The organism is Skermanella rosea, assembly GCF_016806835.2.
Taxonomy (GTDB): domain Bacteria; phylum Pseudomonadota; class Alphaproteobacteria; order Azospirillales; family Azospirillaceae; genus Skermanella; species Skermanella rosea.
Map to the genome: position 1 here is coordinate 2,378,569 of NZ_CP086111.1, position 17,191 is coordinate 2,395,759.

Here is a 17,191-nt window from a genome sequence, read left to right on the forward strand (position 1 = left end):
TTGTGCCACCCTCGTGACGCTGGGACACCGGTAAGCCTTTGAAACCGTCGATTTTCCTTTCCAGGAACATCGTGAGGTGGCATGTGTTTTGGGCCAAAACAACCTGATCCGAAACAAGCAGACGAGGAGGATTTCATGTCGCCTGAACAGGAAGACCGGATCAAGCAGCGCGCTTACGAAATCTGGGAGCGCGAAGGGCGGCCGGACGGGCGCGGCGATGTGCACTGGCACATGGCCGTGCAGGAGATCAGGGCCGAGGACGGCTGGGTCGACGATGCTGCCGATCCTGCCGCACCGACCGACGATCTCGGCCGTCAACTGGGTTCCGCGGAAGCGGCCCTGTCTCCCGAAGGCGCCGCCGCGGAGGAGACGCCGCCGGCCGAAGCTCCGCCGGCCCGCAAGCCCCGCGCCCGGAAAGCCGCGGAGCCCAAGACCGAGGAGGCGCCGCCGGCCGAGCCGAAGGCGAAGGGCAAGAAGGCGGCGGCACCCAAGGCCGCGTCGGACGCGCCCAAGGGCGCTTCGGAGAAGCCGAAACGTTCGGCCAAGGCCTGACGCGGCCGCCGCATCACCGCTTGCCCCGGTCGGAGCGATGCCGCCCGGTCGTGCCGGACGGCATCATACGGCCTTTCCCTCCAGGTCCGCCTCCTGGACCCGGACCTCAGATCCGGTGCGTGGTCGTCGTCGTCGTGGTGTTGCGGCCCACCTCGGTGTCCTTCGCGGCGAACCCGAAGTAAGCGGCGGCAATGGCGATGACGGCATGCAGCCAGATGTCGTTGCCGTAAAGCGGGATCAGGCCGAAGGTCGTGTTCAGCCCCGGGATGAAGCCCATGACCGCCAGGACGGCATAGATCACCGCCACGGCCCGGGAATAGACGCGTGCGCCGGCATAGCTCCGGTAAGCCGCGATGCCCCAGATGCCGAAGATGATATGCACGATGTTGTGAAGGATATTGACCGGGAACAGGCCGAACAGGCGACCGAAGTTCTCGGTCACTTCCACGTCGGCAGCCTGTTCAGGCATGTGCATCAGCCCGGGAATGAAGCCGGCGACGCCGACCAGAAGGAATACGATTCCCAAGACGAGTGAGAAGTAGCGTGTGCTCATGGCTGGATTTCCCCAAAGGTTGCACTAGACGTGTCTCGCCGCCCAACAGTGCGAAATCCCTAGGGTTCCCAAAATCCTTCGCGCCCCGAGTCGTCTCGGATCCGCCGGATCCGTCAGTCTTTCCGCGGGTTCAGAGCCTGTTCCAGGGACGCCGCCTCCAGGGCCCGTCGAACCATGAGGGTGATGGAACCGGGATCCAGGCGTGATACGCGACTGCGCACTTCGTTCGGAACCGGGCCGAAGCGGTATTCGAGCATCTCAAGCAACAGTTCCGTCTTGCCTTCGGTTCGACCTTCCGCGCGCCCATCGGCTTTGCCGTCCGCGTAGAGTCGTTGCGCCATCGTCGCCACTTCGTCGCGCTCCTCTTTCGACAAGGGGGCGGCAAGCATGTCCAGGGTCGGCCGGTCCAGATCAGTATAGACATTGATCATGTAGATAAAAAGCTGGACGATCCTGTCGTCGCGATCGACCTCGTCGGTGGCCAGGGCAAGCAGCCGGCGTCGAAAGTCCCGCCGGCCGCGCGCCAGCTTCATGACCGCCAGACCGAACCGCAGGAAGGGATCGCATGACCGTTCCTCGTCCACCGTCGTGCGCATGTCGAAAACGGTATAGGCGAACTTCGGCACGAAGGGCGCCAGTTCCGGGCCTACGTCATACAGGCCGGAGTAGTCCGGCGGTTCCGCCCAGGGCCTGGTACCGTGACAGATCACCAGCGGAATGACGGGGGGCAGCGGAGGCTTTCCTCCGCTGGCAAAATGGTCCTCTCCGGTCAGCGCGATGTAGCGCAGGAGCTTGGACAGCACGGCGGATGTCGGTCGCCTGCGGCCGTCATGTTCGATCAGGACCTGGGCAAGCGCGCAGCCGCCGCTTCGCAGGCCTATGCGGCAGAGAAGGTCCGTGTCGCTGTCGCGTTGGTCGGAATCGATGAAGGAGCCCGATAGCCGCACGGGCGGATCGGGTGACATGAGGGCCACGATCGCGGGCGGCAGTCGCTCGCGCAGGAAGGTCGCGGCGGTGGCGGGGCGGCCGAGCAAAGTCTTTGCGATGTGATCGTGGTGGGAACTGCCGCGTGTCATGCGGCTCTTCCGGACTACATCGGTATGCCCCGCAAGGCGGTCCAGGTGCGTCCGGCTGTCGCCCGAGGGTTCCTGCTACTGATGCTGGTTCAGGAGCTTGCGCTCCACCGTCTGGAGGTGGCGGCGCATCGCCTGGGCGGCCTGCTCCATGTCCCGATCCGCGATGGCGGCCACAATCGCCTCGTGCTCGACGAAGCTGTGGTGCTGGGGATCGGGCTGGGTCCTGTTGGCGCGAAGGCGGCCCCAGGCCACCGCGCGCCGGACGGCGTTGAGCGTGTCGAAGATGGTCAGCAGGAGCGTGTTGCGCGTGGCCTCGGCGATCGACCGGTGAAGGCGGTTGTCCCAGCTCTCGTACTGGCGCCAGGTTGTCGCCGTCCGTGACCGCGCCATGCAGGTCCGCATTTCCGCGATGTCCGCCGCCGTCGCGTTGAGCGCCGCCATCCGCGCGATCTCCGGCTCGATCAGCAGTCGCGTCTGCATCACCTCGGCCGGATTGGTCCTGCTGGTCGTGACGGAAAGGTCGGCCAGGCTCTCCGTCGGCCGGCTGCCGATGAAGGTGCCCTTGCCGACATGGCGCCACAACTGACCTTCCGCCTCCAGGGTCGCCAGGGCCTTGCGCAGTTCGCCGCGGCTGACTCCCAGTTGCCGGCAGAGTTCGCGCTCGGGCGGCAGGCGGCTGTCCACCGTCAGCGGCGCCTGTGCCAGGAATGCCCGGAGCTGGGTCAGCGTGCCTTGCGGATCGACACCGTTGGTCGTCATAGAGCCTCAACCAATTTGACGATTGGTCCCCCATGATCGTCAACGCCGAGGCCGAAATCAAGCCATATCGCTTGACTCCATCTCAAACCAAGCTTTACCATTTTGTCATTGGTCAAGAATGGTCGGGATCAACCCGGCCCGCGAGCAGGTCTCGCAGATATCCGGTGACTGGCGAACCTATAGGGAGGAAGCCATGGCTCTGTTGAATCGGAACGTCCTGTCCAAATCAGTGGCTCGCGCCGGCGCGGCGCTCGTCGTGGCCATCGGCCTGTCGGCGATACCGATCGCCGCAGAAGCGGCCGGAAAGATCCGCATCGCCTTCGGCGACATCGCTTCGGTCGAGGCGCTTGGCTTCCTGACCGCGATCGAGCGGGCCAAGGAGCGCGGCGTGGAGATCGACATCACCTACCTGAAGTCGGAGGACATCGCCGCCCAGGCCGTGGTCGGCGGGCAGGCGGACATCGGCGTCGGCACGCCATACGCGCTTCTCCAGAAGGTCCGCGCACCGATTCGGATCTTCTACCAGATGAGCACGCTGCGCTTCTATCCGGTGGTCAACACGGAGTTCTATCAGGACTGGAAGGATCTGAATGGCCAGGAGATCGCGGTCCATTCCCGCGGGTCCGGCACCGAGGCGATCATGAACCTGCTGGCCAAGAAGAACGACATCCGTTACGGCCAGGTCAGCTACGTCCCGGGCTCGGAGGTCCGCACCGGAGCTCTCCTCCAGGGCAACGTCAAGGCGACCATCGTCGATTCAGCCGGCTGGCGCCTGCTCCAGGCGCAGGCTCCCGGCAAGTTCAAGGTGCTGCCGGTGGAGGGCATAGACGCCAGCGACGAGGCGCTCTACGCCAACACCAACTTCCTGGAACGCGAGCGGGAATCGGTCAACATCCTGACCGAGGAGCTGCTGAACACCTTCCGGGAAATCGACGCCAAGCCCGCCGTCGTCACCGAGTTCCGCCAGAAATACAACCTGCTCCCGGACCTGCCGGCCGAAGTCGTCGCCGACATGGAGCCCTACTACAAGGATGCGGCGGATGTCGGCCTGTTCCCGGCCAACGGCGGCGGGGAAGATGCGGCCCGGGACGATTTCGAGTTCTACAGCGTGGCCGGCCAGCTCCAGGGCGATCCGGCGAGCCTGAAGGTGGCGGATTTCTGGACGCTGGAGCCCTTGTCCCAAGCGCTCCAGAAGGTCGGCCGGCGCTGACGCCGGCCGCTGCCGTAAACAAGGACCCGTCATGTCCCAGCTTCTCGTCCACAAGGCCGGTCCCCCGATCGGTCCCGCCCCCGCTTTCGTCCGCTGGGCCGCCACGCGCGACCATACCCTGTTGTGGCGGCTGCTCTCCCTGGCGCTGTTCTGCGGCGTCTGGGAGGTGGCGGGACAGATCCCGGTCAATTATGCGCTGCCGCCTTTCTCCCAGACCTTCAAGGCGTTCGTCGGGATGGTCCTGGACGGCAGCCTGATTTCCGCCTACGCCACCACGCTCCAGCCGCTGGTCATCGGGGTCGTCATCTCCGCCGTCATCGGCGTCGGCATCGGCATCCTGATGGGGCTGAAGCCGATGGCCGAGTGGCTGGCGGCGCCGGTCTTCATCGTGATGCAGGCGGCGCCCATGGCGGCGCTGATCCCGCTGATCACCTTCGTCTACGGCATCGGCATGACGTCCAAGGTCCTGTCGGTCTGCGTCCTGGCGCTGCCGGTGATCGTGCTCAACTGCTACAAGGCGGTCCGCAACGTCAATCCGTCGCTGGTCGCCATGTGCCGCTCCTTCCAGGGCACCCGGTGGCAGCAGGTCGCGAAGATCGTCATTCCCGACGCCAGCCCGCTGATCTTCGCCGGTCTCCGGCTGGGCATCTCCGCCGGCTTCATCGGCATCGTGCTGGCCGAGCTCCTGATCACGCCGACCGGCATCGGCGACCTGATCACCTACCACCGCTCGGTCGCGAACTATGCCGAGATGTACGCGACCATCACCTCCATCATCGTTTTCTCCGCGGTCACGGTCGGGTGCTTGCAGCGCCTCGAAGTGTCGCTGTTCCGTCCCGAGAAGAGGGAGATCGCCTGATGCCGGCCGCCATGCCTCGCATCCACGAAATGCCCGCCCCGGCCAAGGCCGACAACATCGTCGAGGTCCGCGGCCTGTCGAAGTTCTACGGCACCTTCGAGGCGCTGAAGGAAATCGACCTGGACTTCCCCCGCGGCGAACTGATCTCGCTGCTCGGACCCAGCGGCTGCGGCAAGACCACCCTGCTGAAGATGATCGCCGGCCTGATCGAGCCGTCGAAAGGCGAGGTCCTGGTCAAGGGACGTCCGGTCACGGGGCCGGGGCCGGAGCGCGCCTTCGTCTTCCAGGACTTCGCGCTGATGCCCTGGGCGACCGTGATCCGCAACGTCGCATTCGGGCTGGAGCTCCGGGGGATGCCGAAGGCGCAGCGCCACGAGATCGCCCGGCGCTACATCGCCGAAGTCGGTCTTGCCGGTTTCGAGGAGCGCTATCCGCACGAACTGTCCGGCGGCATGCGCCAGCGGGTGGGGCTGGCCCGCGCGCTGTCCGTGGATGCCGACGTGCTGCTGATGGACGAGCCGTTCTCGGCCGTGGACGAGCAGACCCGCCGCAAGTTCCAGGAGGACCTGCTGAGCCTGCGCCGGGTGCAGCGCAAGACCTTCATCTTCGTGACCCACAGCATCGAGGAGGCCGTCTATGTCTCCGACCGGATCGTCCTGCTGTCGCGCGGTCCCGGCCGGGTGTCGCGGATCATCAAGCCCGACATCCCGCGCGACGGCACCCCCGACGAGATCCGCCGCGACAGGCGCTACCTGGATACCATCGAGGATATCTGGGACGGCCTGAAGCGGTTCGTCGAGTGAGCGGGGAAGGGGGAGGACGGCCATGACCCTGTTCGGCTACCGCGTGCCCATGATGTCCTCGCTGCTGGTCTGGTGCCTGCTGTGGGAACTGGTCGGCCGCCTGGACCTGATGTTCCTGGTCCCGCCCTTCACCGCGGTCCTGGCGGCCATGGTGGAGCTGGTGCAGTCGCCGCAGTTCCAGTCTGCCACGGTGGTGACGCTGCGCAGCTTCGTTCTCGGCATGGTGCTGGCGATCGTGGTCGGCGTGGCGCTGGGCGTCCTGATGGGGCGGTTCCGCGCCGCCGACCGGCTGCTCGGCATGTGGGTGAACCTGTTCGTCAGCGCTCCGCTGTCGGCGCTGGTGCCGATCCTGATGATCCTGTTCGGCCTGGGCGACGCCACCATCGTCGCGACGGTCTTCCTGTTCGCGGTCTGGATCATCGCGCTGGACACCCAGGCCGGAGTGAAGCACATCTCCGGCTCGCTGGTGGAGATGAGCCGGTCGTTCGGCGCCCGGCAACGGGACGTGTATCTGAAAATCCTGCTGTGGGCGGCCCTGCCGGAGATCCTCGCCGGCATCCGCCTGGGCATGATCCGCGGCGTGAAGGGGGTGGTGATCGGACAGCTTCTCGTCTCGATCATCGGTTATGGTGAGCTGTTCGAACTGTACTCCCGCAACTTCCTGATGGAGCGGTTCTGGGCGCTGACCATCCTTGTCTTCGCTTTCGCCATCCTGGTGTCCGAACTGGTCGGCGCCATCGAAAAACGCATCGAATACTACGCTGGAGTCCGTCAATGAGTGCAAACAGCAACGGCCGCTGGGCCTTCGAACCCGCTGCCATCCCCAGCCTGCCGATCCGCGGCTCCGACGCGCGCTTTCCGGTCCATCGCATCTACTGCATCGGCCGCAACTTCGCCGCCCACGCGATCGAGATGGGGCACGACCCCAACCGCGAGCCGCCGTTCTTCTTCCAGAAGAACCCGGACAACCTGGTCACCGACGGCAAGTTCCCGTACCCGGACCGGTCCGAGGACGTGCATTTCGAGATCGAGATGGTCGTGGCGCTGTCCAGGGGCGGCAAGAACATCCCGATCGACCAGGCGCTCGACCATGTCTTCGGCTACGGCGTCGGCCTCGACATGACCCGGCGCGACCTGCAGGGCGAGGCCAAGAAGCTCGGCCGCCCGTGGGAGATCGGCAAGGCGTTCGAGGCATCCGCCCCGTGCAGCGAGATCATCCCGGTCACGGAGATCGGCCACCCGGCCCAGGGCCGCGTCTGGATGAAGTGCGACGGCGAGCAGCGGCAGGAAGGCGACCTCAACCAGATGATCTGGAAGGTGCCGGAAATGATCAGCTACCTGTCCGACTACTTCACCCTGGCCGCCGGCGACGTCATCTTCACCGGGACGCCGGCCGGCGTGGGCGGCGTGAAGCGCGGGAACGTGCTGGTCGGCGGCGTCGACGGTGTCACCGAGCTGAACGTCACCGTGGTCTGAGCCTTCCGGCCCGAACCGCCGAAAGGGAGCATCGTCCGCCGACGATGCTCCCTGGATTTCGATTTTTCGACGCTGTATCAGGGTATGGCCGGCTGCATCCAAGTCCCGCGCCTGGAGTTCCCTCGTGATACGCGTCAATCCTTTCCTGCACGACACCGCCAGTCCGCCGATCCCGGAAGCCCAGGGCTGGGCGCGGCGCTACGGCGGCGGCCGCGGTCCGCTGGTGGACCTGGCGCAGGCCGTTCCCGGATACCCTCCGCACCCCGACATCCTGGAAGCCTTGGCGAGCGCGGCGGCGTCGCCGCTGCTTGCCGGCTACGGCGGGATCCTGGGGGACCAGGATCTGCGGACCGCCTATGCCGGGCATGTCGCCGGCATCTTCGGAGTTCCGATCCGGCCCGCCGAGGTCGCGATCACGTCGGGCTGCAACCAGGCCTTCTTCGCCGCGGTCCTGGCCCTGGCGAAGGCCGGTGATGCCGTCATCCTGCCCAGCCCCTGGTACTTCAACCACAAGATGACGCTGGACATGCTCGGGATCGAGGCCCGGGCGGTGCCGGCCTCGGCGGAGGATGGGTTCGTGCCGGACCCGGGCCGGATATCCGAGGCCATCGACGGGCGCGTCCGGGCCGTCGTCCTGATCAGCCCCAACAATCCGACGGGCGCTGTCTATTCTCCGGAAACCCTGCGCGCGATCCATCGCATCTGCCGCGACCGGGGCGTGGCGCTGGTGCTGGACGAGACCTACCGGGATTTCCTGGCCGATGCCCGGACGCGGCCCCATGACCTGTTCGGGCAGCCGGACTGGCAGGATACGCTGGTCGAGCTGTACAGCTTCTCGAAATCCTTCTGCATTCCCGGCCATCGGCTCGGGGCCGTGATCGCCGGGGAGGCCTTCCTCGCCGAGTTCGCCAAGGTGATCGATTGCATCCAGATCTGCGCGCCGCGGGTGGGCCAGCACGCGCTGGCGGCCACGCTGGAGCCCATGGCCGCCTGGCGGGAGGAGAACCGGCGGGAGATCATCGGCCGGGCCGAGGCCTTCCGGTCGGCGGCGGCACGGTTTGACGGCTGGCGGCTTGACGCCATCGGCGCCTATTTCGCCTTTCTCCGGCATCCCTTCGACGTGCCGGCCGCCGCCGTCGCCGAGCGGCTCGCGGAGGAGCGGGGCGTCCTGTGCCTGCCCGGCAGCTATTTCGGTCCGGGCAACGAAAGCCATCTCCGCATCGCCTTCGCCAACGCGGATCGGGCTGCCATCGAGGGGCTGCCCGACCGCTTCCTGAACCTGACGATAGGGTAGGAAGAGCCATGGACCAGGAAGAACTGGAGCGCCTGCGCGCGAAGTACGGCCAGCTGCACGGCGGCGAGGTCTTCGACCCGACCTTCCGCAAGGTCGCGGACACCATCTTCTCGAAGAGCGGCACGCGGCTCGCCCCCTATGCCGGAATGCCGACCTTCCTGTCGGCGCCGCACCGGCCGATCGATCCGCAGGCCCCGGACTTCGGCGACCTTCAGGTGACGATGCTCGGCGTGCCGATGGACCTGGGCGTGACCAATCGGAATGGTTCGCGCTTCGGCCCCCGCGCGCTGCGGACCATAGAACGCATCGGTCCCTACAACCACGTGCTCCAGACCGCTCCGGTGTCGGAGCTGCGGGTGGCCGACATCGGGGACGTGCCGTTCCGCAGCCGCTTCAGCCTGGACTCCTCCCACGAGGATATCGAGGCCCATGTGGCGAAGATCGTGGCGGCAGGCGTCGCCCCCCTGTCGGTCGGCGGCGACCATTCCATCTCCCTCCCGATCCTGAAGGCGCTGGGCAAGGACCGACCGGTCGGCATGATCCATATCGACGCCCATTGCGATACCAGCGGCGGGTTCGACCAGACCAAGTTCCACCACGGCGGCCCGTTCCGCCAGGCGGTGCTGGAAGGCGTGCTGAACCCGAAGCGGGTGATCCAGATCGGTATCCGCGGCTCGGCCGAATACCTGTGGGAATTCTCCTACGACAGCGGCATGACCGTCATCCACGCGGAGGAGATCACCGGCCTCGGCATGCCGGCGGTGATCGAGCGCGCCCGCGCGGTGGCCGGCGACGGGCCGACCTATGTCTCCTTCGATATCGACAGCCTCGACCCGGCCTTCGCGCCCGGCACCGGAACCCCGGAAGTGGGCGGCCTGACCACGCGCGAGGCGCTGGAGCTGCTGCGCGGCCTGAAGGGCCTGGACATCGTCGGCGGCGACGTGGTCGAAGTCGCCCCGCAGTACGACGCCACGACCAACACGGCGCAGGCGGGCGCCCAGATGCTGTTCGAGATCCTCAGCCTGATGGTCTACAGCCCGTCGATCGGCGCCAAGGAATAAACGACCAAGCAAGAAATCGAACGAACAGAACAGGAAGGTGAAGCGATGACCGAAATGACCAAGTCCGGGATCACCCGGCGTTCCGTGCTGGCCGGCGCCGCGGCGGGCGCGGCCCTGCTGGCCATGCCGTCGATCCTGCGGGCGGCCGACCGCTCGCTGAAGGTCGGCGTCTACGGCGGGTACTTTCAGGAGTCCTTCGACGAGCACATCTTTCCCGACTTCACCAGCGCCACCGGGATCGAGGTGGAGTCCATCTCCGAGCCGACCGGAGAGGCCTGGCTGGTCCAGCTCTCCCAGGCCGCCCGGGCGGGCCAAGCTCCGGCCGATGTGTCGATGATGTCCCAGGTCGCCATTCTGAAAGGGCAGGCGATCGATCTCTGGGCACCGCTCGACCCGGCCAAGATCCCCAACCTGGGCAACCTGCTGCCGCAGTTCGTCAACAGGTATCCCGACGGGCGGATCGCCGGTGTCGGCGCCGTCGCCTGGTACATCACGCTGGTGACGAATACCGATGTCTATCCGGAGGCGCCGGATTCCTGGGCCGCCCTGTGGGACCCCGCCAACCGGGACCGCCTGGGCCTGCTGGCGCTGGTCTCCAACTCCTTCCTGCTCGAGGTGACCGCCAAGACCTTCTTCGGCGGCCCGGCCAAGCTCGACACCGAGGAAGGCATCCTGGAGGTCATGGACAAGCTGGCCGAGGTCAAGCCGAACGTCCGGCTGTGGTATCGGGACGAGGCGCAGTTCGAGCAGGCGCTCAAGTCGGGCGAGATCCCCATGGGCCAGTATTACCATGACGTGACGGGGCTCGCCGCCGCCGACGGCAACCCCGTCCGCTCCACCTTCCCCAAGGAGGGCGGCATCCTGGATTCCGGCTCCTGGGCGGTGTCCGCCGCTTCCAAGAAGACCGCGGAGGCGCACGAGTTCATCAACTACATGAGCCAGCCGCAGATCCAGGCGAAGCTGTCGCGCAACGTCGGCACGGCCCCGACCGTGGCCCGCAGCCTGACCGACCTGACGGACCAGGAGTTCGCGGCGGTATCGAGCGAGATCGAGCCGATCATCCCGCGCTACGACCTGTACCAGACCAAGTCCGACTGGCTGAACCAGAAATGGACCGAGCTGATCGTCGCCGGCTGACTTGACCTGGAGGAGGCTATCCATGTCCGGCCTGGTACTGGAGGGCATATCGAAGCGGTTCGGTGGCGTCGCCGCCGTGGACCATGTCGACCTCGCCGTTCCGAACGGAACCTTCGTCTGCATGCTGGGGCCGTCCGGCTGCGGCAAGACGACCCTGCTGAGAACCATCGCCGGGCTGGAGGAGCCGACCTCCGGCCGGATCCTGATCGACGGCAAGGACATGACCCGGGTGCCGGCGCACCGGCGCGACTTCGGCATGGTGTTCCAGTCTCTGGCCCTGTTCCCGCACCTGAACGTCGGCGAGAACGTCGCGTATCCCTTGCGGATCCGCGGCGTCGGCCGGGCCGAGCAGGCGAAACGGGCGGAGGAGTTGCTGGCCCTGGTAGACCTGGGCGGCTACGCGGGCCGGCCGGTGTCGCAGCTTTCCGGAGGACAGCGCCAGCGCGTGGCCATCGCTCGGGCCCTGGCGCTGTCGCCCAAGCTGTTCCTGCTCGACGATCCGCTGTCCGCGCTCGACGCCAAGCTGCGCGAGGCGATGCAGGTGGAACTGCGCAAGCTCCAGCAGCGCCTGGGCATCACGACGATCGTAGTGACCCACGACCAGCGGGAGGCGATGACCATGGCCGACCTTGTCGTCGTGATGGGGCAGGGGCGAATCCAGCAGGCGGCGTCGCCGGTCGAGATCTATCGACGTCCGGTCAACAGCTTCGTCGCCGATTTCATTGGCTCCACCAACCTGATCATCGTCCGGGCGGGCGGGCAGGGGGGCGGGCAGGGCGTCGAGGCTCCCGGCGGCACGATCCCGGGAGTGAGCCTGGCGCCCGGACAGTCGCAGGCGACCCTGTCGGTCCGGCCGGAGGACATCCACCTCGTCCCGGCCGGCGAGGCTCCGCTGACCGGCAGGATCAGCTTCATCCGGGACCTGGGCGCCAGCATCGAGACCTTCGTCGATGCGGACGGCACCCAGATCGTCGCGGTCGCGTCCCCGCGCGAGCGGGCGCATTTCCGGATCGGCGATACCGTGGGCCTGAGGCTCGATCCCGAGGCCTGCCGGGTGCTCGCGTCGTGAGGGCGGATGCTCCGAAGCGGGCGGCGGATTATGCCCCGCTGGCCTTCCCCGCCCTGATGCTGACCGTCTTCTTCGTGGTGCCGTTCGGCATCATGGTGATGGTCAGCTTCTTCCAGCGCCAGCCCGGCGGCTTCTACACGCCGGACTTCGTGTTCAGCAGCTACGAACGCTTCCTCTCCGCCTTCTTCGGCGGCGTGCTGGGGTTCTCCCTGGGGCTGGCGGCGCTGGTGGCCGTGATCTGCGTGGCGGTCGGGTTTCCCTTCGCCTACGAACTGGCCCGGACCCGCCGCCGGGTCCAGGTCGCCTGGCTGGTGGCGCTGCTCGCCGTGCTGTCCCTGTCGGAGGTGATCATCGGCTTCGCCTGGTCCACGCTGCTGTCGCGGACCGCGGGGATCTCCAACCTGCTGGTCTGGCTCGGCCTCATGGAAAAGCCGACGGCGCTGACGCCCAATTTCGGCGCCGTGCTGACCGGCATGGTCTACCAGGCGTTCCCCTATACCGTGCTGGTCCTCTACCCGGCGATGGCGCGGCTCGACCCGACCTTGATGGAGGCGTCGCGGACCCTGGGCGCCCACCCGCTCCGCGCATTCCTGACCGTCGTCGTGCCGGCGCTGCGGAACACGATCCTGGCGACCTTCATCATGGTCTTCGTCTTCGCGCTCGGTTCTTACCTGCTGCCCCAGCTCCTGGGCCGTCCGCAGCACTGGACCCTGTCGGTGCTGATCACGGACCAGGCGGTCTATCAGTCGAACCTGCCGTTCGCCGCCGCCATGGCGGTGTTCCTGGTGCTGGTGACGCTGTCGCTGGTGGGGCTCGCCCTGCTGGTCGGCCGCAAGGAGAGCGCGGCATGAGCGGCAAGCTGTTCCGGCGTATCCTGTTCACCCTGGTGGCCCTGTTCATGGCGGCACCGCTGATCGTCATCGCCGGAGTGTCCGTCAATGCGCAGCGATCGCTGGTCTTCCCGCCGGCGGGCTTCTCCGCCCGCTGGTACGGCGAGATCTTCACCGATGCCGCCTGGCGGGGAGCCCTGACGGCGTCGGTGACCGTCGCGGCGCTCTCCGCGGCGGTGGCGGTGGCGATCGCGTTCCCGCTCTCCTGGTTCCTGTGGCGGCGCCATGCTCCCTGGGCGCGCGTGTTCCAGATGCTCGGCACGGCGCCCTTCATCCTGCCGCCGGTCATCACGGCCCTGGGCTTCCTGACGTTCTGGACGACGGTCGGGGCCTATGGGCAACCCTGGACGGTGGTGGTGGCCCACGGCATCTTCTTCGTGACCCTGCCGCTGGTCACGCTGTCCCTGGGATTCGCCTCGATCGACCGGGCGCTGGTCGAGGCGGCGGCGACCATGGGGGCCGACGACCGGACCATCCTGCGGACGATCGTGCTGCCCCTGATCCGGCCCTACATCGTATCGGGGTTCGCCTTCGCCTTCGTGCTGTCGCTGAACGAGTACATCGTCGCCTACATGACCGTAGGCTTCACGCTGGAGACGCTGCCGATCAAGATCTTCAACTCGCTGCGCTACGGCTACACTCCGACCATGGCGGCGGTCAGCATCCTGTTCGTCGCGGTGGCGGTCCTCGTCTTCGGCCTGATCGCCCGCTTCGGCGACCTGCCGAAACTGCTCGGTGCCTGGAGTTCACGGGATTGACGAAAGCACCCTTGCGCCTCGCCCTGCTGCAGATGGAAGCGGTCGCGGGCGATGTCGCCGCCAACCTGGACCGCATCGCCGCCGCTGCCGAAGAGGCCGCTGCGGCAGGGGCCGGCTGCCTGCTCGCACCCGAACTGGCGCTGACGGGCTACGGCGCCGGCGCCGCCATCCGGGCCTTGGCCGAACCCGCCGATGGCGCGCAGGTCGCGGCCCTGGGCGCGATCGCCGCGCGCACCGGGATCGCGGTGGCCTGCGGCTTCGCGGAGGCGGCGGATGGAGCCGTCTACAACAGCGCCGCCGCGGTTTTCCCCGACGGCACCCGCCATGTCTTTCGCAAGCTGCACCTGTACGGCGACTACGAGAAGGGCCTGTTCCGCCCCGGCGCCGCCGCTCCGGCGGTGTTCCCGCTGGGCGGCCTGAAGGCCGGCCTGCTGATCTGCTACGACGTCGAGTTCCCGGAGACGGTGCGCCACCTGGCATCCTCGGACGCGGACCTGATCCTGGTGCCGACGGCCCTGCCGGCCAGCGAGCACGCGGGCTTCATCGCGCGGTCGATCATCCCGGTACGGGCCTTCGAGAACCAAGTCTTCGTCGCCTACGCCAACCATGCCGGCCGGGATGCCGCGTTCTCCTATGCCGGCCTGGCCGGCATCGCTGCGCCGGACGGTTCCGATCTCGCCCGCGCACCGGCCACGGGCACCCATCTGCTGATCGCCGACATCGACCCCGCCGCTTTCGGTGACGCACGCGCGGCCAACCCGTACCTGATCGACCGCCGAATGCGTTTCATCAGCGGACCCAACCAGACCTGAAGAGGAACGCCTCCCATGACCGCGACCCCGTTTCCGGAACCGGCCGTGCCCCCTCTGCCTGAGCCTTACCAGACTCCCTCGGCGCTCAACTTCTCCACCGTGGTCGGCTGGCCCGAGGGTCGGAAGCCGGCCGCTCCTGACGGCTTCGAGGTGACGCTCTACGCCGACGGGCTGGACTATCCGCGCTGGTTCCATCTGCTGCCAAACGGCGACGTCCTGGTGTCCGAAGCCCGGACCCAGCTGAAGCCGGACCATAACCCGAACTCGCCGGCGGTGCAGGGCGACAAGCGATCCCGCGCGCTCGGGCAGAGCGCCAACCGCATCACCCTGCTGCGCGACGCAGATGGCGACGGTTTTCCGGAGACCCGCGAGACCTTCCTGGAGGGGCTGAGGCAGCCTTTCGGGATGGCGCTGCTGGGCGACACGCTCTACGTCGCCAACACCGACGGCGTCCTGGCCTTTCCCTACAAGGAGGGGCAGATCCGCATGGAGGCCCAAGGCCGCAAGATCCTCGACCTGCCGGCCGGCGGCTACAACAACCACTGGACCCGAAACATCCGCGTCGGTCCCGACGGGACGAAGCTTTACGTGACCGTCGGCTCCGCCAGCAATGTGGCCGAGTACGGCATTGAGGAGGAGCATCGCCGCGCCGCGATCCTGGAGATCAATCCCGACGGCAGCGGCGAACGCATCTTTGCAAGCGGCCTGCGCAACCCCGTCGGCCTGGATTGGGAGCCGGAGACCGGCGTGATGTGGACGGCGGTCAACGAGCGGGACGAGCTGGGCGACGAGCTGGTGCCCGACTACATGACCAGCGTCCAGGACGGCGGCTTCTACGGCTGGCCCTATTCCTATTTCGGCAAGATCGAGGACCCGCGGCTGCGCGGGCAGCGGCCCGATCTGGTGGCGAAGTCGATCGTGCCCGACATGGCGTTGGGCTCCCACACCGCGTCGCTGGGGCTGGCCTTCTATCGCGGAACCGCCTTTCCCGAGCGCTACCGCGGCGGTGCCTTCATCGGTCAGCACGGGTCATGGAACCGGTCCGAGCTGTCGGGCTACAAGGTCCTGTTCGTCCCCTTCGCCAATGGCCGACCGAGCGGACCGGGCGAGGATTTCCTGACCGGTTTCGTGGCCGAGCAGTCCAGGAGCGAAGTGTACGGCCGGCCCTGCGGCATCGCGGAGCTGCCCGACGGGTCGCTGCTGGTGGCCGACGATGCCGCCGACAGGATCTGGCGCGTCGCGGCCGTCCGCTAGTGGTCCGGCACAGTGTTTTTGATTGATTCATCGTAGGTCGGCCCCGGCCGAAGGCCGACGCCGACAGCGTGGCCGGAGCGTTGACGCAGGGTGTCGGCATTCGCCCTGACGGGCGAAGGCCGACCTAACGCACTCCGCTCCGCCGAACGTCATCAAAAACACTATGCTGGACCGCTAGGCGGAGCCCGCCTGGCTGCTTCCGGAGTCGACCGCGAAGTCGAGCTGGAGGCTGACGAGGTCGATCCCGCGCTCGTCCGGCTCGCTCTCCGCCAGGAGGAACGGTCCGTAGTCCGCCCGCTCGGTGCGGGCGATCAGCACTACGCCCGCGGGGAGCACGATGACCTGCCACAGCACGTCCTCGTGCTCCCGGCTGGCGGTCACGGGATCGATGCCGCTGGCCCCATGGGCGGCCATGCGGGAGAAGGCGACCATTCCCGCGGCGTCCCGCATGGCCGGCCGGTAGGAGGGATGCCGCGACAGGGCGGCATCGCCCATCCGGGGCGGCAGGTCCAGCGTGGCGATAATCCTCGGGCCGAACGGGGTGTCCCGCAGGCAGCCGTCGATCAGCACGGCCGGCGCGCCGAGATCGCGCATTATGGAGCGGCAATGGGCCAGCAGGGGACGCCATAGGGGCGGCGGATTGGAGACCAGGATCGGGATGCATCGAGCCATGGTTTGAAAGGTAAGGAGCGGGCGGGCGAAAATCGAGAGTTGTTGACCGCAGGTCCGCGAGCCGCCAAACATCGCACTCCCGTTCCATTCCGGTTCCTGCACGCTCCGCACCATGGCCCGCATCCAGATCGTCGCCCGAATCAACCTCGATGTCGTGGTCAGGCTGGACGGTCCCGTCGCCAGCGGGGCACAGCTGAAGGGGCAGTTCGGCCAGGGCCGCCTAGGCGGCGGCGGATCGAACACCGGCGTGGCGCTGGCCTATGCCGGGCACGACGTGGCGCTGTTCGCCGATGTCGGCGGGGATGCCGGCGGTGCGGCAATGCTTGCAGAACTCTCCGCCCTGGGCATCGATGTCTCGCGCGTGCGGCGCCTCCCCGAACCGACGCCGCCGGTCCTCGTCCTGCTGGACCCGGACGGCGAACGGACGATCATCCGCGGCCGGCCCTCCCTGGTCCTGCCTCCGGCCCTGCCCGATCCCGCGGAGCCGGCGGACGCCCTCTACGTCAAAGCCTACGGGCCCGAGGTGGCGGACCTGCTCCGTGCCCGCCTGGAAACCTGCCTGGTGGTCAGCCACGCGCCACCCGCCGGTACGACAGGCTGGCCGGCGCATGTGGTCGTGGACTCCGCCGCCCACATGACCGACGAGGCGTTGGCCGATCCCTATGCGGCGGCCCGGCGCTTCGCCGGGGAAAGGCTGCGCTGGATGGTGGTGACCGACGGCTCCAGGGGGGCGACGGCCTTCGGCCCTTCCGGTCCGGTCCATGTTCCGGCGGTGCCGGCCACCGTGGTGGACAGCACGGGTGCCGGCGACGTCTTCACCGCCGGTCTGATCCATGGTCTGGCCGGCGGTGCGCCGATCCGCGAGGCCCTGTCGATCGGAGCCCGCTGGGCGGCGCTGGCGGTCACGTCGCCGACATCGGTGCCGCCGCCTTCGCTCCGCGACCTGACGGCCTGAC

Annotated in this window: 19 protein-coding genes; 15 read left to right on the top strand and 4 right to left on the bottom strand. The window is 67.6% G+C overall.

Annotation, left to right across the window (positions count from 1 at the left end):
• The first annotated feature begins 135 nt into the window (after window positions 1–135).
• Window positions 136–552 (top strand): DUF2934 domain-containing protein, encoded by a 417-nt coding sequence (locus JL101_RS10845; protein WP_203098967.1) that lies wholly within the window; start codon window positions 136–138, stop codon window positions 550–552.
• 106 nt (window positions 553–658) lie between these two features.
• Here JL101_RS10845 and JL101_RS10850 read toward each other — a convergent pair whose 3' ends face one another.
• The 3 genes from JL101_RS10850 to JL101_RS10860 all read right to left on the bottom strand — a co-directional run bounded on the left by JL101_RS10850 (window position 659) and on the right by JL101_RS10860 (window position 2,940).
• Window positions 659–1,105, bottom strand: a complete 447-nt coding sequence (locus JL101_RS10850; protein WP_203098966.1) for a DUF4383 domain-containing protein — start codon at window positions 1,103–1,105, stop codon at window positions 659–661.
• A 113-nt stretch (window positions 1,106–1,218) separates the two neighbouring features.
• Entirely contained in the window at window positions 1,219–2,181 is a 963-nt protein-coding gene (locus tag JL101_RS10855; protein ID WP_203098965.1) for an Rpn family recombination-promoting nuclease/putative transposase, read from the bottom strand.
• A 75-nt stretch (window positions 2,182–2,256) separates the two neighbouring features.
• Window positions 2,257–2,940 carry a FadR/GntR family transcriptional regulator gene (locus JL101_RS10860; protein WP_203098964.1) on the bottom strand — a complete coding sequence of 228 codons (684 nt, stop codon included), beginning with the start codon at window positions 2,938–2,940 and terminating at the stop codon, window positions 2,257–2,259.
• Window positions 2,941–3,133: 193 nt separating this feature from the next.
• Here JL101_RS10860 and JL101_RS10865 point away from each other — a divergent pair, with 193 nt between their 5' ends.
• The 13 genes from JL101_RS10865 to JL101_RS10925 all read left to right on the top strand — a co-directional run bounded on the left by JL101_RS10865 (window position 3,134) and on the right by JL101_RS10925 (window position 15,563).
• Complete coding sequence (locus JL101_RS10865; protein WP_203098963.1) at window positions 3,134–4,150, top strand: ABC transporter substrate-binding protein; 1,017 nt, start codon at window positions 3,134–3,136, stop codon at window positions 4,148–4,150.
• A gap of 31 nt (window positions 4,151–4,181) precedes the next feature.
• Window positions 4,182–5,009, top strand: a complete 828-nt coding sequence (locus JL101_RS10870) for an ABC transporter permease (protein ID WP_203098962.1) — start codon at window positions 4,182–4,184, stop codon at window positions 5,007–5,009.
• Window positions 5,009–5,812 (top strand): ABC transporter ATP-binding protein, encoded by an 804-nt coding sequence (locus JL101_RS10875; RefSeq protein ID WP_203098961.1) that lies wholly within the window; start codon window positions 5,009–5,011, stop codon window positions 5,810–5,812. The genes JL101_RS10870 and JL101_RS10875 overlap by 1 nt, the downstream gene beginning before the upstream one ends.
• A 22-nt stretch (window positions 5,813–5,834) precedes the next feature.
• Entirely contained in the window at window positions 5,835–6,590 is a 756-nt protein-coding gene (locus JL101_RS10880) for an ABC transporter permease (protein WP_203098960.1), read from the top strand.
• Window positions 6,587–7,288: a fumarylacetoacetate hydrolase family protein gene (locus tag JL101_RS10885; protein WP_203098959.1), complete on the top strand. Its 702-nt coding sequence runs from the start codon at window positions 6,587–6,589 to the stop codon at window positions 7,286–7,288. Before JL101_RS10880 ends, JL101_RS10885 begins: the two co-directional genes overlap by 4 nt.
• 124 nt (window positions 7,289–7,412) lie before the next feature.
• The gene (locus tag JL101_RS10890) at window positions 7,413–8,582 is read left to right on the top strand and encodes an aminotransferase (RefSeq protein WP_203098958.1); all 1,170 of its coding nucleotides are present in this window, start codon (window positions 7,413–7,415) and stop codon (window positions 8,580–8,582) included.
• Between the two features lie 8 nt (window positions 8,583–8,590).
• Window positions 8,591–9,643, top strand: a complete 1,053-nt coding sequence (gene speB, locus JL101_RS10895; RefSeq protein WP_203098957.1) for an agmatinase — start codon at window positions 8,591–8,593, stop codon at window positions 9,641–9,643.
• Between the two features lie 45 nt (window positions 9,644–9,688).
• On the top strand, window positions 9,689–10,780 hold the full coding sequence (locus JL101_RS10900; protein ID WP_228435402.1) for an ABC transporter substrate-binding protein: 1,092 nt from the start codon (window positions 9,689–9,691) through the stop codon (window positions 10,778–10,780).
• A gap of 22 nt (window positions 10,781–10,802) precedes the next feature.
• Window positions 10,803–11,849, top strand: a complete 1,047-nt coding sequence (locus JL101_RS10905) for an ABC transporter ATP-binding protein (RefSeq protein WP_203098956.1) — start codon at window positions 10,803–10,805, stop codon at window positions 11,847–11,849.
• Complete coding sequence (locus tag JL101_RS10910; protein ID WP_228435403.1) at window positions 11,846–12,700, top strand: ABC transporter permease; 855 nt, start codon at window positions 11,846–11,848, stop codon at window positions 12,698–12,700. Before JL101_RS10905 ends, JL101_RS10910 begins: the two co-directional genes overlap by 4 nt.
• Window positions 12,697–13,497, top strand: a complete 801-nt coding sequence (locus JL101_RS10915; protein WP_203098955.1) for an ABC transporter permease — start codon at window positions 12,697–12,699, stop codon at window positions 13,495–13,497. Before JL101_RS10910 ends, JL101_RS10915 begins: the two co-directional genes overlap by 4 nt.
• Window positions 13,494–14,309, top strand: a complete 816-nt coding sequence (locus JL101_RS10920; RefSeq protein WP_203098954.1) for a carbon-nitrogen hydrolase family protein — start codon at window positions 13,494–13,496, stop codon at window positions 14,307–14,309. Before JL101_RS10915 ends, JL101_RS10920 begins: the two co-directional genes overlap by 4 nt.
• Before the next feature lie 15 nt (window positions 14,310–14,324).
• Window positions 14,325–15,563: a PQQ-dependent sugar dehydrogenase gene (locus JL101_RS10925; RefSeq protein WP_203098953.1), complete on the top strand. Its 1,239-nt coding sequence runs from the start codon at window positions 14,325–14,327 to the stop codon at window positions 15,561–15,563.
• A gap of 174 nt (window positions 15,564–15,737) precedes the next feature.
• Here JL101_RS10925 and JL101_RS10930 read toward each other — a convergent pair whose 3' ends face one another.
• Window positions 15,738–16,235 carry a hypothetical protein gene (locus JL101_RS10930; protein WP_203098952.1) on the bottom strand — a complete coding sequence of 166 codons (498 nt, stop codon included), beginning with the start codon at window positions 16,233–16,235 and terminating at the stop codon, window positions 15,738–15,740.
• Between the two features lie 112 nt (window positions 16,236–16,347).
• Here JL101_RS10930 and JL101_RS10935 point away from each other — a divergent pair, with 112 nt between their 5' ends.
• Entirely contained in the window at window positions 16,348–17,190 is an 843-nt protein-coding gene (locus JL101_RS10935) for a PfkB family carbohydrate kinase (RefSeq protein ID WP_203098951.1), read from the top strand.
• Window position 17,191 lies beyond the last annotated feature (1 nt).

What these genes read in the sequence shown, in the direction of transcription:
- JL101_RS10915 (WP_203098955.1), top strand. Translation starts at nt 12,697, where the DNA reads ATGAGCGGCAAGCTGTTCCGGCGTATCCTGTTCACCCTGGTGGCCCTG.
- speB (WP_203098957.1), top strand. Translation starts at nt 8,591, where the DNA reads ATGGACCAGGAAGAACTGGAGCGCCTGCGCGCGAAGTACGGCCAGCTG.
- JL101_RS10855 (WP_203098965.1), bottom strand. Translation starts at nt 2,181, where the DNA reads ATGACACGCGGCAGTTCCCACCACGATCACATCGCAAAGACTTTGCTC.
- JL101_RS10860 (WP_203098964.1), bottom strand. Translation starts at nt 2,940, where the DNA reads ATGACGACCAACGGTGTCGATCCGCAAGGCACGCTGACCCAGCTCCGG.
- JL101_RS10935 (WP_203098951.1), top strand. Translation starts at nt 16,348, where the DNA reads ATGGCCCGCATCCAGATCGTCGCCCGAATCAACCTCGATGTCGTGGTC.
- JL101_RS10930 (WP_203098952.1), bottom strand. Translation starts at nt 16,235, where the DNA reads ATGGCTCGATGCATCCCGATCCTGGTCTCCAATCCGCCGCCCCTATGG.
- JL101_RS10885 (WP_203098959.1), top strand. Translation starts at nt 6,587, where the DNA reads ATGAGTGCAAACAGCAACGGCCGCTGGGCCTTCGAACCCGCTGCCATC.
- JL101_RS10865 (WP_203098963.1), top strand. Translation starts at nt 3,134, where the DNA reads ATGGCTCTGTTGAATCGGAACGTCCTGTCCAAATCAGTGGCTCGCGCC.
- JL101_RS10880 (WP_203098960.1), top strand. Translation starts at nt 5,835, where the DNA reads ATGACCCTGTTCGGCTACCGCGTGCCCATGATGTCCTCGCTGCTGGTC.
- JL101_RS10925 (WP_203098953.1), top strand. Translation starts at nt 14,325, where the DNA reads ATGACCGCGACCCCGTTTCCGGAACCGGCCGTGCCCCCTCTGCCTGAG.
- JL101_RS10900 (WP_228435402.1), top strand. Translation starts at nt 9,689, where the DNA reads ATGACCGAAATGACCAAGTCCGGGATCACCCGGCGTTCCGTGCTGGCC.
- JL101_RS10905 (WP_203098956.1), top strand. Translation starts at nt 10,803, where the DNA reads ATGTCCGGCCTGGTACTGGAGGGCATATCGAAGCGGTTCGGTGGCGTC.
- JL101_RS10845 (WP_203098967.1), top strand. Translation starts at nt 136, where the DNA reads ATGTCGCCTGAACAGGAAGACCGGATCAAGCAGCGCGCTTACGAAATC.
- JL101_RS10875 (WP_203098961.1), top strand. Translation starts at nt 5,009, where the DNA reads ATGCCGGCCGCCATGCCTCGCATCCACGAAATGCCCGCCCCGGCCAAG.
- JL101_RS10870 (WP_203098962.1), top strand. Translation starts at nt 4,182, where the DNA reads ATGTCCCAGCTTCTCGTCCACAAGGCCGGTCCCCCGATCGGTCCCGCC.
- JL101_RS10850 (WP_203098966.1), bottom strand. Translation starts at nt 1,105, where the DNA reads ATGAGCACACGCTACTTCTCACTCGTCTTGGGAATCGTATTCCTTCTG.